12 protein-coding genes are annotated in these 13,823 nt (G+C 46.4%); all 12 read left to right on the plus strand.

Annotated elements, in window-relative coordinates:
* Positions 1-21 precede the first annotated feature (21 nt).
* The 12 genes from dnaA to ACYQ2L_RS13600 all read left to right on the plus strand — a co-directional run bounded on the left by dnaA (position 22) and on the right by ACYQ2L_RS13600 (position 13,819).
* Positions 22-1,455: a chromosomal replication initiator protein DnaA gene (dnaA, locus tag ACYQ2L_RS13545; protein ID WP_460056716.1), complete on the plus strand. Its 1,434-nt coding sequence runs from the start codon at positions 22-24 to the stop codon at positions 1,453-1,455.
* 225 nt (positions 1,456-1,680) lie between these two features.
* Positions 1,681-2,784: a DNA polymerase III subunit beta gene (gene dnaN, locus ACYQ2L_RS13550; protein ID WP_460056718.1), complete on the plus strand. Its 1,104-nt coding sequence runs from the start codon at positions 1,681-1,683 to the stop codon at positions 2,782-2,784.
* Positions 2,785-2,787: 3 nt separating this feature from the next.
* Positions 2,788-3,867, plus strand: a complete 1,080-nt coding sequence (gene recF / locus ACYQ2L_RS13555; RefSeq protein ID WP_460056721.1) for a DNA replication/repair protein RecF — start codon at positions 2,788-2,790, stop codon at positions 3,865-3,867.
* Positions 3,845-4,333 (plus strand): DciA family protein, encoded by a 489-nt coding sequence (locus ACYQ2L_RS13560; RefSeq protein ID WP_460056723.1) that lies wholly within the window; start codon positions 3,845-3,847, stop codon positions 4,331-4,333. The genes recF and ACYQ2L_RS13560 overlap by 23 nt, the downstream gene beginning before the upstream one ends.
* Before the next feature lie 107 nt (positions 4,334-4,440).
* Positions 4,441-4,596, plus strand: a complete 156-nt coding sequence (gene rpmH, locus ACYQ2L_RS13565) for a 50S ribosomal protein L34 (RefSeq protein ID WP_460056725.1) — start codon at positions 4,441-4,443, stop codon at positions 4,594-4,596.
* Complete coding sequence (rnpA, locus tag ACYQ2L_RS13570; protein ID WP_460056727.1) at positions 4,577-4,930, plus strand: ribonuclease P protein component; 354 nt, start codon at positions 4,577-4,579, stop codon at positions 4,928-4,930. The genes rpmH and rnpA overlap by 20 nt, the downstream gene beginning before the upstream one ends.
* 12 nt (positions 4,931-4,942) lie before the next feature.
* Positions 4,943-6,739, plus strand: a complete 1,797-nt coding sequence (gene yidC / locus ACYQ2L_RS13575) for a membrane protein insertase YidC (RefSeq protein ID WP_460056729.1) — start codon at positions 4,943-4,945, stop codon at positions 6,737-6,739.
* Positions 6,736-7,467 carry an RNA-binding cell elongation regulator Jag/EloR gene (gene jag / locus ACYQ2L_RS13580; protein ID WP_460056731.1) on the plus strand — a complete coding sequence of 244 codons (732 nt, stop codon included), beginning with the start codon at positions 6,736-6,738 and terminating at the stop codon, positions 7,465-7,467. The genes yidC and jag overlap by 4 nt, the downstream gene beginning before the upstream one ends.
* A 248-nt stretch (positions 7,468-7,715) precedes the next feature.
* Positions 7,716-8,099 carry a glycine cleavage system protein GcvH gene (gcvH, locus tag ACYQ2L_RS13585; RefSeq protein WP_460056734.1) on the plus strand — a complete coding sequence of 128 codons (384 nt, stop codon included), beginning with the start codon at positions 7,716-7,718 and terminating at the stop codon, positions 8,097-8,099.
* 3 nt (positions 8,100-8,102) lie between these two features.
* Positions 8,103-9,557: an adenosylhomocysteinase gene (gene ahcY, locus ACYQ2L_RS13590; protein ID WP_460056736.1), complete on the plus strand. Its 1,455-nt coding sequence runs from the start codon at positions 8,103-8,105 to the stop codon at positions 9,555-9,557.
* Between the two features lie 34 nt (positions 9,558-9,591).
* Positions 9,592-10,761, plus strand: coding sequence for a methionine adenosyltransferase (gene metK, locus ACYQ2L_RS13595; protein WP_460056738.1), 1,170 nt, complete (start codon positions 9,592-9,594; stop codon positions 10,759-10,761).
* Positions 10,762-10,870: 109 nt separating this feature from the next.
* On the plus strand, positions 10,871-13,819 hold the full coding sequence (locus ACYQ2L_RS13600; RefSeq protein ID WP_460056741.1) for a diguanylate cyclase: 2,949 nt from the start codon (positions 10,871-10,873) through the stop codon (positions 13,817-13,819).
* Positions 13,820-13,823: the final 4 nt, after the last annotated feature.

Raw genomic sequence — 13,823 nt, forward strand, 5'->3', positions numbered from 1 at the left:
AGCTTGATATGCTGTAGTGCTATGAGTGAAGAAAAATGGGATTACAAACCTTTCTGGGATGAAGTCATGAACCAGTTCGGTATCGAATACTCCCCACAGGAGTTTCACATGTGGTTCGAGCGTATGCAGTACCACACATCCAACGAGAACTGCATTGTTATTGCCGTTCCATCGCCCTTCGTACAGGATCAGATAAAGCAAAGATATGTTCCCGCACTGGAGGAACGGCTGCTTGAAATATCCGGCAGCCCGCTCAAGCTGCAGTTTCATATTCAGAGACCTGCGGCTCCTCAACCCAGAAATCATTCTTCACAAAAACCAGATACTGAAACAGCAAATTCTGTAGACAGCAGTAAGAACGGCAATGAAAAAATCTCCGGACAGAGAATTCAAGTGCAGTCGATCAGGAAACGCCCACACCCGAGCCTCAACCAGCGGTATACATTCGATAATTTTGTAATCGGAGAAAACAACAACTTTGCTGCCAATGCAGCCCTCGCAATCAGTAGAAATCCCGGAACTGCCTATAACCCTTGTCTGGTATATGGAGGTGTAGGTCTTGGAAAAACTCATCTGATTCAATCAATCGGTAACACTGTATACGCAGATATAGATAATGCGAAAATCATTTTTGTTTCCGCTGAAGAATTTACCAACGATTTTCTCAATGCATTGCGCGAAAAACAGACACCTCAATTCAAGAATAAATACCGCTACGCTGACGTGCTGCTGATTGATGATATTCATTTTCTGCAGGGCAAGGAAGAAACACAGGAAGAACTTTTTCATACCTTCAATGCGCTTTACGAAGCCAACAAGCAGATGGTTTTTACCTGTGACCGGCCGGTTTCAGAACTGAAGAATCTGAAAGATAGATTGAGAAATCGATTTGAACGCGGATTAAATGTCGATCTCAAACCCCCGTCATTCGAAACCCGGCTGGCCATACTCCAGAAAAAACTGCAGCAGAGCGGCCAGACTATTCCTCATAAGGTACTTGATCTTATCTGTAATAATGTCACCACCAATGTCCGCGATCTTGAAAAGGCCTTGACCAAAATACTTGCCTATGGGGAACTTGTCGGCAAGGATATAACCGAAGAGGTTGCCCGTCAGCAGCTGAAGGATGTATTTGTTACACATCATCAGGCCAGCATCAATATTGATTTTATACAACGGACTGTTGCTGAATATTTCAACCTGAGTACGAACGAACTGAAATCAAAAAAGCGTACAAATGCAATCGCATTCCCAAGACAGATAGCAATGTACATTGCCAGGAATATAACCGAACTCTCTACCACCGAAGTAGGGCTTGAATTCGGGGGCCGTGATCACACAACTGTAATGTATGCCTGTCAGAAAATCGAAAACAAGATGAAAAGTGACTCAACAATCGAGCCCATGATAAAACGACTGATTCGTGATATTCGTGAAAGCAGCGCCAAGGGATAAGCGCTAGTAAACTGTGGATGAATGCGGGAAAGTTCGGGAGAACGATCAGCCGCTGTGGATAGTGTTAATAGAATTTGGTAAGCCGGTCGGTTTATCCCCAGAAAAAAAGCTGGCTAAATTGTGCTGTTTCAAGTATATAATGGACTTACACACATATTAGAAGTGCCTACTATTACTACTACTATTATTTATATATTATAAGGGAAATAGAAGAAGGAGCAGAAAATGAAGTTTACATGCGACAGGGACATACTCATCAAGGAGATTACAACCGCTCAGGAGGTCATTTCTTCACGGAATGCCTTATCAATTCTTTCAAACGTACTCCTGCAGGTTGATGACAGCACACTTACCATTCGTGCTACAGATCTGAAAGTAAGTTTTGAAACAAAATTGCCTGTCGACGTATCTGAAACGGGTTCAACAACTGTTTTCTGCGACAAGTTTCTCGGCATCCTCAGATCACTTCCTGGTGGTCCTGCAAATTTTGAGGATCAGGGAAAGGGCACCTTTTTCATAAAGAACCGCGACGGCAGCATTGACTTCAAACTCAAGAGCATCGAGTCTTCTAAATTTCCTGAAATCAAGACTGTTGCAGATGATCAGTATTTCTCACTGCCTCAGCGTGATTTTATCGATATGATTTCCCAGACAGTCTTCGCAGTCTCTGATGATGAAACGCGTTATTTCATGAATGGTGTGTTTATGGAACAGGGAGAAGAAAATCTGATTATGGTAGCTACAGATGGGCGGCGACTGTCATACATCGCAATTCCCCCCGAAATTGATCTGCCGGATTTCCCTGGTGTTATTATTCCTCCCAAAATACTGAATATGATTCGAAAGCTGGCCAGTGGTGAGGGACAGTTCCTGATGGCTGTTCATGAAAAGAATATTTTCCTTAAGTTTGAAAATCTTCATCTCACCTCGAATCTTATCGACGGACAGTTTCCCAACTACCGTCGCGTTATTCCTGAATCTCAGGATTACACCCTCCTGGTTCTCAAAAAAGATTTTGAGGAAGCCCTCAAGCGAGTCAGCCTGTTGGTTGAGAAAACACATCGCATCTACATCGATATTGAAGGCGATGTATTGACCATGAGATCCGAAGAAAGCGAGTTCGGAGTAGCAAAAGAAACAATTCCCTGCGAATATGAAGGACCGGATACAAGTATTGCATTGAACTACCGATACCTTGTTGATCCGCTTCGGGTCATGGATTGTGAAAGAATGGAGATACAGTTCAGTGAATCAAACAAGGCACTGACCTTGTACAGTATTCCTCATGACCGCTACAAGCATATTATTATGCCGATGCAGCTTGATTAGTGAATGTCATTTTCCCGGATACGCTGGTATCAGTTCAGAAATCTGATTGATGCCGAACTTGGCATTGATAGCCCGAACGTCTGTTTTGTCGGTCGTAACGGTCAGGGAAAAACAAATGTACTTGAGGCAGTCTACCTGCTGTGCTACGGATCCAGTTTTCGTACTCGGCAGGACAGCCTTCTCATTCAGCATGGTTGTCAGGAAATGGCAGTTTCTGCTTCAGTTCAGACCCGCGATGATGATCTTCTACTCGATGTCCGTATCCAGAATGGAAAAAAACTGATTCAGGTTGATAATTCGCCGGTACAGGATCGCAAGGATCTTATCCAGAACATTCCCTGCATTGTGTTCAGTCATGATGATCTTGAATTTGTGAATGGGGCACCTGACCGCAGACGCTGGTTCTTTAATCAGACCATGAGCATGGGTGAACCCCTTTTTATCGATTATCTGCGTAATTACAGCAGGATTCTGAAATCCAGAAATCAGACCCTCAAGGATGGAAGAAAAGATTTACTCAACATCTACGATGGACAGCTGGCTGATGCCGGAATGGCAATAATCAAGAAAAGAAAGGATATCATACGCCAGTTCAACAGCAGTTTTTTTTCCCTGTTCCGGGAAATTTCAGAGCTTCCCTATGATTTGAGTATTGATTATAAAACCAACTGGAATTCCGATGCAGGGGTCGATGGTGCAGTTTTCGAACTTGAACGCAGGCGCGAAATGGATTTCCGCCTGGGAACAACTACCAGCGGTCCGCATCGGGATAAATTTATTTTTTCTGCAAACGGAATGGATTTTACAGATATTGCGAGTACAGGACAGCTTCGGCTGCTTGGATTGATCCTGCGTGTTGCCCAGGCGCGATATCTGGCCGATCTGGTTGGACGAAAGCCGGTATTGCTTCTGGATGATGTCCTGCTGGAACTGGATCCACAACGCAGGAAAAAATTTATGGAGTTCATGCCTGAATATAGGCAGGCATTCTACACCTTTTTACCTGATGAGCACTTTTCGCAGTACATTCAGGGTGATACAATGGTTTACAGGGTAGAAAATGGCCAGTTCGGATTACAGTAAAGCAGGAGATCTCCTGGGCGGCCTGCTCGATATTGCCGGAATAGGCGGTAATTCGGAAATCGCCAGAATATTTCAGAGCTGGCAGCTGGTTGTCGGAGCTGATCTGGCAAGTCATTCCGCAATTGAGGATATCCGGAACGGCTGTGTAATCGTAATTGTTGATCATCCGGCCTGGCTGCAGCTCATACAGCAGCGGGAACAATATTTTCTGCAGCGCCTTCAGCGTGATTATCCTTCACTCAAGCTTGAACGCATGCTTCTGAAAGTCGGAAAACCGCAGTTTATTGCTCTGAAAGCAAAAAAAACAGCGCCGGAAGAGAAAAAAATCGAGGAGGCTGCTTCGCAGCCAGAAGAAAAAGATTATGTTCCGCAGGAAGGAAAACAGGATTTCCTTGATTCCATGAATAAATTAAAACGTACAATAGAGCAGTCAGATTCAACCGGTAGAACCGGAAAAGAGAGTTGACAACCACAGTACATATTTCTATACTGTGCCACCGCATTGAAAGCATGCGCTGCCCGCGCAGCTTCTCTGTGAATTATTAAACTGAAACACCTTTAAGGAGTATTCCAATGAAAAGAACGTATCAACCAAGCCGGGTCAAGAGAAACCGCAAGTTCGGATTCCGTGCCCGTATGAAGACAAAAGGCGGTAGGCTGGTTTTGAAACGGCGCCGGGCAAAGGGCCGAGTTAAACTGAGCGTTGCAGATGAGAAAAAGCCTTACTAAGGCTGAAATTATTCGATCACGGCGTGATATAGGATTACTATTCCGCCGTGGGAATCGCATACAGTGCAATGGATTAAAACTGGTAATAACATCGAATCAACTCGAGTACACAAGAATCTTTATATCTCCCGTTCGGAAATACGGTACCGCTGTGGCACGAAATACGGCCAAGCGGTATTTGCGTGAGATTTTTCGACTCCATAAACATCTGATACTACCTGGTCGAGATATTGCAATTATCCTGTATGCCGGAAATTACCGCTATGCTGATCGGGAACGGGAATTTCTTTCTGCTCTTGCATCAGTCAATGCCCTTGCTGAATCAGGGGTATAAGGAGTCAGACATATGGAAAAGAATACCGTAATCGCGGTCATTCTATCGGTTGTAATTATTACAGCCAGCTTTATTCTGCAGGGAATTTTATTTCCCCAGGATGAGCAGTTTGCAGCACAACAAACACAACAACAATTTGAATTCGCAGCGGATGCTGAACAGCAGAAACAGGAACGTGGAACCAACGGTGAAACAACAAGCCTGCAGCCATCCAGTGCTGTAGCCGCCAGCAGTTTTACTGCCCTGGTCTCTTATGGATCAGAACCAGCAGTAGAACCATTCAGCTACGGCAATGAACTTTATCAGGTAGTTTTTGATCCCCGCGGAGGCCGTATACTTTCTCTCAAACTACGGGAATATTCCGATGGAGATGACCTGGTAGATATGGTAATTGCAGATCCGGACGGACGAGCTGCCTTTGACCTGTCATTCGGCGGACCAGATCAGCCGATTATCCGGGACGCCCTGTACCGCAGGTCAACTGGTGATCCTGATGTAATCGAGTTCTACCGTGATTTCCAGCCGGATAATGGTGAGCCCTTTACCCTGGTACGCCGATATCGATTTTTTCCAGGAGAATATGTATTCCGGGTTGAAACCGAGCTCGTGAATTCTGTTAATCAGCTGCTTCCCTTGAACATTAACAATGCAGCCTACACCCTGCACTACGGTCCGCAGATCGGACCTAACTTTGAAACCCTGGATAACAGAACCGATTACCGCCGTTTTACCTACCATGACGGAAGCCGTTCTCGTGACGAGAATCTGCAGCAGGGAAATTACAAGGATCTTACAGTAAAACCTAAATGGGCAGCAGTTAACGGAAAGTATTTTGCTACAATCGGTGTTCCCGGGGTTGCAAACTACATAATCAGAATGGATACCAGACTGGATTCGCCACTTCCACAGGGTCATACAATGTCTTTTATTCGTGCTCCACTTTCCAGTTCACGAAATGTTGATACCCTCATGTTTTATGCAGGACCCAAGATTCCAGCTGCCCTGAACCGCTACGATAATGCCTCTGATAATGCCCTGGGTATAAGTGGAATGGAGTTTGATGAAATTCTGGATACCCGCTTTCTTGGCTGGTTCGAGAATATTCTCAAGGTCATGCTTGAAACTATTTACCGTTTTGTACCGAACTACGGGGTTTCAATCGTAATTCTGACTGTGCTGGTTAAACTGCTGCTCTGGCCGTTGACCAAGAAAAGTTTTGAATCGAATGCAAAAAGTCAGGCCCTGCAGCCGAAAATTACCGAACTACGTGAGAAATACAAGGATAAACCTGAAAAGATGAATCAGGAGCTTATGGCTCTCTACAAGAAAGAAGGCGTTAACCCGATTGGCGGTTGTCTGCCTCTGGTTCTGCAGATGCCGCTTCTGCTGGCAATGTTCGGTCTGTTCAATAATCACTTTGATCTTCGTGGTGCCGTATTTATTTCCGGCTGGATCAATGACCTGGCAGCTCCGGAATCGATTTTCTACTTCGGCGAATATTTCTCATTACCGATACTCGGGTGGACAGATATCCGACTGCTTCCGATATTATTTGTTTCAAGTCAGATTCTTACCTCGAAGTACACTCAGCCAGCCGGTGGCGGAGGAAACTCACAGGCCAAAATGCTTACTACCTTTATGCCGATAATGTTCTTTTTCATTCTGTATAATATGCCTTCCGGCTTGCTGGTATACTGGATTATTACCAATATACTTTCTGTAGTGCAGCAGCTTGGTACCAACAAATACCGGGAAGGGCATCCCATGCATGAGCATGCCAAGAAGAAACAGGAGAAAGGCAAGAAATGAGTCAGCAAAACACGTTTGAATTTGAAGGAAAGACAGAAAAAGAAGCAATCGATATAGCAGTACAGGATTTAGGACTTGGCCGTGAGGCATTTGATGTCGAGATAGTCGAAAATCAGCGCGGCGGTTTCCTTAATATGGGGAAAAAGGTACGTATCAGGATTCATCTCCATGAAGGTGTTGCTCCAAGCGAAGCACCCGTGAGAAAACCTGTTGCTGCAGCAGCAGCACAGCCAGTCTATGCCAGCGGAGATGATTCTCAGCCGGCCGATGATTTCGAGCACGCAATCTGTGATTTTATGCGTACCTTGACTGCAAAGATGGGCAGCCCGATGGAGCCCGTAATTCTATATCGTGAAGGATCTAAACTGGCCCTTCGGCTTGACGGCGATCATGCAGGAATAATTATAGGAAGAAAAGGCAAGAACCTCGATGCATTGCAGGTACTGGTAAATGTAGTCGCCAACAAACTTGCGGGTAATGATTACAAGGTCGTTCTTGATACCGAAAACTATCGTGGAAGGCGTGAAGAGCAGCTTATTCAGTTAGCTGAAAGAACCGCTGATCAGGTCAAGAATACTAAAAAATCACGGCTGCTTGAACCGATGAATCCTTTTGAACGCAGAATTATACATACTGCCTTAAATAATATACATGACATTGGTACAAAGAGTGAGGGAGAAGGCTTGTATAAACAGGTCAGAATCTTTCACAAGGCTTATGAATCATAAATCATTTTAATGGTTTCGAATTATGTGAATAACATGTGAATAAATGCGCTGTGTTTTAAAGAGCATGGCGCATTTCTTTTAATTATATCTTAAAAACAGTAAATAACCTGTATAAACTGTGGATAAGTCGCCTATTCCGGGCATTCCGGGACCCCGGACCGCAATTTGAATTCCACTGGAAAACAGCAGCATTGTGGACAAGTTGTGGAAAATACTTCAGTATTAGAGATAAAACACAGGAGGTGCATATGACTTTTGCAGAAGATGTGAAATATGCGAAGAATCATGAGTGGATTAAAGCATCGGGTGATGAGTATATTATTGGTATATCTGACTTTGCCCAGGATGAGCTTGGAGACATAGTATTTGTCGAAATGCCGGCAGTCGGCGACAGCATTGAAGCCGGAAAGGTTTTCGGCGTTGTAGAGAGCGTGAAAACTGCCAGTGACATTTATATGCCAGTCGGTGGTACAATTACTGCGGTAAATGACGAGCTCAAGGATACTCCTGAGCTGATTAACGAGAGCCCTTTTGATAAGGGATGGATCGTACGCATAAAGATTAGTGATGCTTCCGAGCTCGATCAGCTCATGGATGCGAATACATACAAGAAAATGGTACAAGAGGGATAATACATGACAAAAGCACCGATTACTGATTTTGAAATCCGGGATATTACACTCGCAGACTGGGGCCGCAAGGAACTCGACATGGCTGAAAAAGAAATGCCGGGTCTTATGGCTGTACGCGAGAAATACGGACCTGAAAAGCCTCTGGCAGGCGTCCGTGTTTCCGGAAGCCTGCACATGACAATTCAGACAGCGGTGCTCATTGAAACTCTGGTTGAGCTTGGTGCCGATGTGCGCTGGGCCAGCTGTAATATTTATTCCACACAGGATCATGCCGCGGCTGCAGTTGTTGTCGGACCCCCGACAAGCGGTGGCAGCCAGGAATCTCCGCAGGGAGTTCCGGTTTTTGCATGGAAAGGCGAAACCCTGGAGGAATACTGGGACTGCACATTGAAAGCCCTGACCTTCCCCGGAAATAAGGGTCCTGAGCTCATTGTCGATGACGGCGGTGATGCAACCCTGCTTATCCATAAGGGTTACGAACTCGAGAAAGGATCCAACTGGGTACAGAGTGCCGGTGAAAGTACGGAAGAATCAATAATCAAGAATCTTCTGAAAACGATACATGCTGCAGATCCGGACAGGTGGCAGCGGGTTGCTGCCGAACTTCAGGGTGTCAGTGAAGAGACAACCACCGGTGTTCACCGGCTCAAGAGAATGGCTGCAGAAGGCAGTCTGCTGTTTCCGGCGATCAATGTTAACGACAGCGTGACAAAAAGTAAATTCGACAATCTTTATGGCTGCCGGGAAAGCCTGGTTGACGGTATAAAGCGGGCAACCGATGTCATGACTGCCGGTAAGGTAGCGGTGGTCTGTGGATTTGGCGATGTTGGTAAGGGAAGCGCTCAGAGTCTCCGCGGTATGGGGGCACGGGTAATCGTAACCGAAATCGATCCTATTTGTGCTCTGCAGGCAGCCATGGAAGGCTACGAAGTGAAAACCCTTGAAGATGTAGTGGAGCAGGGCGATATATTTGTTACTACCACCGGCAACAAGGATATTATCCGGATTGACCATCTGCGAAAAATGAAGGATGAGGCAATCGTCTGCAACATCGGACATTTTGACAATGAAATTCAGGTCAGTGCCTTGCAGACAGAGCCCGGAATCAGGCATCTGGAGATCAAACCGCAGGTAGACAAGTATATTTTCCCTGACGGCCACAGCATTATACTGCTGGCTAACGGCCGCCTGGTGAATCTTGGCTGTGCAACCGGGCATCCTAGTTTTGTCATGAGTGCCAGTTTTACCAACCAGGCCCTCGCCCAGATCGATCTCTGGAAAAACCGGGGAAGCTATGACAAACAGGTGTATGTCCTGAGTAAACGCCTGGATGAAGAAGTTGCACGGCTGCATCTTGAAAAACTTGGTGTTCGCCTGACACGTCTCAGTCCCGAACAGGCTGATTACATTGGTGTATCTGTAGATGGACCATATAAGGATGAAATGTACCGCTACTAGGAAAGGCGGAAATCAGATTAGGAAAGGAAAAATTATGAACTCACGATCTTTTCTGTTCACCTCTGAATCGGTGAGCGAAGGACATCCAGATAAAATTGCGGATCAGATAAGCGATGCAGTGCTTGACGCCTGTCTCACCGATGATCCTTCCAGTCATGTTGCGTGTGAAACATATACAACCACCGGAATGGTGTTGGTCGGCGGAGAAATTACTACCAACACTTATGTGGATATTCAGGAAGTTGCCAGGGAAGTAGTCAAGAACATTGGTTACACTAATCCTGATTATGGGCTTGATTATCAGTCAATGGCAGTTCTGAATACCATTCACAATCAGAGCCCCGATATTGCCCAGGGTGTAAGTGCCAACGAACTTTTTGAAGGACGGCAAGGCGCAGGAGACCAGGGAATGATGTTCGGCTATGCCTGTGATGAAACCGATGAACTAATGCCGGCGCCGATTATGTTTTCTCATCGAATCCTGCAGAAAGCAGCCGGACTTCGGAAAAACGGGAGCATTCCCTTTCTTCGACCCGACAGCAAGAGTCAGATTACTCTGGAATACAAGGATGGAAAGCCCCGGAGAATTCACACCGTGGTTGTAAGCCATCAGCATGATGACGGCATTGCTTATGAAGATCTGAAAAACAGTATTATCGAGCAGATTATCTGCCCCGTACTCGAGCCTACCGGACTGCTGGACAAAAATACCATTTTTCATGTGAATCCTACCGGCAGATTTGTTATTGGCGGACCTCATGGCGATGCAGGATTGACCGGCCGCAAGATCATAGTAGATACCTACGGTGGCATGGGACGTCATGGAGGCGGCGCATTCTCCGGTAAGGATCCGAGTAAGGTTGACCGATCAGCAGCATATATGGCTCGCTGGGTTGCCAAACACGTCGTAGGCGCAGGTCTATCCAGCCGCTGTGAGGTGCAGCTTGCCTATGCAATCGGCGTTCCTGATCCGGTGAGTGTTAATGTGCAGACCTTCGGAACCTCCAGTGTTCCCGAAGAGCATATTGAAGCAGCGGTACAGGAGGTCTTTGATCTGTCTCCGTCCGGTATTGTCCGGGATCTTGACCTGCTCAAACCGGTGTACCTGAAAACCGCAGCCTATGGTCATTTTGGCCGTGATGGCTTCAGCTGGGAGAATCTTAGCCGCCTGAACGAACTGAAAGCCGCCGCAGCACGAAAATAACGGCGTTAATAACGCGTTTTTCCGGAAATCGCTATTCCCTGGGTACAAAATCGTAGGGAATAGCTGAAGCGGGATTGTGCAATTGATACTTCCGGTTTACAATTTCTCCGTGGAGTTTTATGTTTCCGCAGCGGAGCATGATGCCGGGAATCCTTTCTTTCCTTTTGATGGGTTTGTGAAAGAGAGGCTTTCGGAGGTTGGCGGCATTTCCCGCGCACTCAGACAAGTACCAAAATTATCTCAAGCCCGGCGGGAATTACTGCACGTCTTTTTACGTACAGATTTCAGTGACCATCTCAGGCAGCTTATTCTTCTCGAGCCGGCAAGCAGATTTCTGCGCCCGGTGATTCATGACTGTATCCGGATTATTACCAAAGCGGATGAGAAAGGTCCCCAGCACACCAGCCTGCATATTTCCATTAAAAATGCCTGTTTTCTTCCTCCAGCCTTCTCCAGGTTTTCCGAGCAGGTTATTGCTGCCTGTCAGGCCGAGAATATTGCAGTCTCGATCGAGCTGGATTGCTGGATGGGAGATCCGCTACATGATGATATTATAGTACACGATGTATACGGCGGTTGTTGTCTGGAACAGAAGATGCTTGTAAACCGCTGTCCGGTATACATTTCTATGGAAGAGATGCTCAGGGTCTATGCCAGTAATACCATCGATGCCTATTATCATCGTTTTGCGCAGACCGTTCTGGCGAAGAATGTTCCCAATGAGGAACGGATCTGGGCTTGTTTGATACTCATGCGTTCAAGCGAGGCTGAGCGCTTCCTGCCGAAGATCAGTGCAATCCTGCTGCAGCCTGAATCACTGGACCCAGAGCTGGCTTTCGTCTTCAATCTGGCGGTGGCGGTGTATTATTATGCCGGAAGATTCACGGCCGAGGCGGCGCAGTATCTGAATCAGGCTTATCGCTATGTAATTGAACAGGAACATGGCTTTCCTGAAATCCACCCGCAGATTCTTCAGTTTTTTTATCTTTCCAAAGGAAATGTGGCGCTGAAGGACCGTGAGTTTCATCATGAGCCGTCCATCATGTTTTTCCAGTGCGGACTCTCACTGAATACCAGCGGTTCCGAGCTTCTTGAAATACATCTGCGCCTGGGACTGGCCTATTATCTGGCGGTCGAATCAATGTTTGAAAAGGCGCATTCGGAGGTCAGCAAGGTAATTGCCATGGCCAAACAGCGGGGATACGAGGAAGAAATCTTCGAAGCCCGGAGAATCATCGGGGCAATTTATCAGATGCAGGGAAATTATCCGGCTGCTCTGGCTAACCTGCAGCAGGCCCTGTATCATTCGGTTGAATATGCCCGTCCCCTGGATGTAGCAATAATCCACAATACAATAGCCCATATCAAATTGAGTCAGGGACAGTACGCCAGTTGTCTGCATCATCTGCTGAGGGCAGCAGAGGTTCTCATTTCTGACTTCGAGCGTGAGTACATAGAGGAAATTACCAATACCTACGATACCATGGTCGAACTGGCATTTTTCAGCGGTAACCTCTTGTGGGCGCTTAAACTGCTGCGGATCAATTCCGAGTTTGCTGATTTTTTCTTTGCAAAGCGGGCTGAGCGTCATATCAGTATTGTGCAGAATACGCGTTATCTTACCTATGTCTACTGGAGACTGGATAATATCAGTCTTGCCAGGAAATATCTGTCGAGATTTACGCATGGAATCAGAAATCATGATCATTTTATCAATGCATTTGAGGTAGAACGTCTTTCTATCCTTCTGCAGGAATCCAGGGTAAAAGATCAGCAGGTAGCCAGAGCAGTTAAAATGCTTGAGCCATATACAAACGATACCGTATACGCCCGGATTCTTCTGCTGCAGTTTTATCTGGATCTCTACCGGAAAACCGGTGAAGAGCGGTGGAAGACAACCGCAGGTGACTATGCCAACCTGTATCAGCTGAATCATATTTTCCAGAACTACAATATGCCGGCGGCAATCGACTGGGGTGTAATAGAACGACGCACTCCATCCAGACTTCTGCAGAGCTATGTATCGGCCGAGAAACAGCTTCGAAGCAGCAGTGAAACCCTGAACCGCTATAACGTAGTTCATGAGTTCAGTCAGCGCATAATTAATGCTACCGGACTGGATCAGATAATCGAGTATCTGATTCCAATCATCATCAGTCAGCTTGAGGCAGATGTGCTGTACTTATATTTACCGGAGGAAGAAGGCTGCCGTAGAATAAGAAGGCTGGGTGATGAAAAGCGGGCAAGCGAAGGCTGCATAGATACAGTTGATGATCCCGTATTCACCTGGGCAGAGATGGCCGCCGCGGATTCAATTGAATCAACTATCGTGGTGGACACAATAGACCACAACCGTCAGGAAGAAATTCCCGATGGAATGAAACATCGTTCTATACTTATAAACCGACTGCCCTCACTGAACAGGCGCAGCGGAATGGTCATTGCTGCCAATGCCGAACACAGTCATTGGCGATACAGCAGTGAAGATATGAATATACTGTCCAATCTCATGGATCTCTTCAGCCTGAAACTTCAGAATCTGGCCTATATTCAGCAGCTGGCTGAAAAATCCCAGCTTGATGATCTGACCGGAGTATACAACAAGAGTCTGCTTGAGCCATTTATGCGTGAACTCACTGCTGCCTACAGGCGCAACAGCAGTCTGTTTTCCATGATCGTGCTGGATGGAGACAACTTCAAGAGAATAAATGATAACTACGGTCACCAGTATGGCGATACAGCTATACGGAAAACAGCCGAAACCATACAGCAGAGTATTCGTGAGAATGACCGCCTGCTTCGCTTCGGGGGAGATGAGTTTGTTATATTTCTTCCCGAAACCGCACTGGACGATGCCATGGAGATTGCCGAGCGGATCCGCAGCAGTCTTGAGAAAGGAATCTGCACTGCAAGCCTTGGAGTAGGTGAATACAGCGATCGTTACAGCAGCACCGATCGCTTCTTTGAATCAGTGGACAGAGCCCTTTATGAAGCCAAGCGTAGCAAGAATACAGTTGTTGCTGTCCCCCTTTCCCAATCCATGAATCGAGTGATATAGTAGG

It is taken from the genome of Spirochaeta dissipatitropha, assembly GCF_054657935.1.